Here is a 1,422-nt window from a genome sequence, read left to right on the forward strand (position 1 = left end):
AATCTGCTATGCCCCGGCTTTGTGGATGGGCATATCCATTTGGATAAAACCTTCTGGGGGCTGCCCTGGCAACCGCACATTCCAGGCACCACCATTCGTCAACGGATCGACATTGAGAAGGCCGCGCTCAAGACGTTGCCCCTCCCGGTGGAAGAGCGCGCCGCTCGGCTGGTGGAACGGGCGATCGCCCAGGGTACCACAGCCATGCGCACCCATGTGGACATCCACCCCGAAGTGGGGCTGCGGAATTTGGAGGGGGTTTGCCAGGTACGCGATCGATATCGAGAGTGGGTCGATATCCAGATCGTGGCCTTTCCCCAAAGTGGCCTGTTATCTTGTCCAGGAACCCTGGATTTATTGGATATTGCCCTACGAGAAGGGGCTGATTTGATCGGCGGTCTCGATCCTGCCGGCATGGACAATGACATTGCAGGCCATCTTCACTGCATTTTTAGCCTGGCCGAAAAGCACCAGGTCAACATCGACATTCACCTGCATGACCCCGGGCATTTAGGAATTTTTGAGCTGGAGCAGATTGCTCACTTGACTGAAGCTTGTGGGATGCAAGGGCATGTGGCCGTCAGCCATGCCTATTGCCTGGGGATGGTGCCCGATGACATTGCCGCCGCCACCATCGAAACCCTCGCCAAACGGGCGATCGCTATCATGACTAATGCTCCAGGTCATCACCCTTTCCCAACCATCGCCCGCCTTCGAGAAGCTGGAATTACGCTCTTCTCAGGGTCGGATGATGTGCGCAACGCCTGGTGTCCCTTCAGCACCGCCGATATGCTGGAACGCGCCATGCTCATCGCCTACCGCTCCAATTTTTTGACCGATGAGGAGCTGGCCATTGGGTTTGAGATGGTCACCACTGGAGGTGCAAAAGTCATGGGGATAGAGCACTACGGAATTGAGGTGGGAGCCGTTGCTGATTTGGTGATCATGGCCGCTGGCTCGGTGCCAGAGGCGATCGCCACCCACGCCCCCCGCTTATATGTCATCAAACACGGCCAAGTAAAGCATTCTCTATCAATGTCAACCCTGCACTAAATTCATACCCAAAAAGTAAAAAGAAACCACAAAATACCATCCAAATCCTCTAATACTGCCCCAAACACACCGTCACCATCCGTTCTTGGTTATTTGAAGTAGAACCCTATCTTGACGAAAGTTTCAGTCACGCCCGCGGACGATTTCGCCGCGCCAATTGCCTGAGCGGAAGTCATACCATCTCAATATGAAGCTGCATCAACGTGAGTTCGACAACAATAAGGAAGCAAAAGAAAAGGCTGAGGTTACGCTCAACGTATTGAAATCTAAGCACCTCAGCCATGACTCTAAGTTTAACCTGAGTTCGGGATAAGCTGAAAGTCTTATTCTCTCGTGGACTGAGAGCTTGATTTTTTTGTCCAATAAGCT

2 protein-coding genes are annotated in these 1,422 nt (G+C 52.9%); one reads left to right on the plus strand and one right to left on the minus strand.

From position 1 onward, the window contains the following. A partial coding sequence (locus V6D20_15910; GenBank protein HEY9817265.1) for an amidohydrolase family protein occupies positions 1 to 1,053 on the plus strand: 1,053 nt, incomplete at its 5' end. A gap of 172 nt (positions 1,054 to 1,225) precedes the next feature. On the opposite strand, the gene V6D20_15915 is transcribed toward V6D20_15910, so the two are convergent. Continuing rightward, positions 1,226 to 1,422, minus strand: a 197-nt coding sequence (locus V6D20_15915; protein HEY9817266.1) for a hypothetical protein, incomplete at its 5' end; no start/stop codon positions are given.

This window comes from Candidatus Obscuribacterales bacterium (assembly GCA_036703605.1).
Taxonomy (GTDB): Bacteria; Cyanobacteriota; Cyanobacteriia; order RECH01; family RECH01; genus RECH01.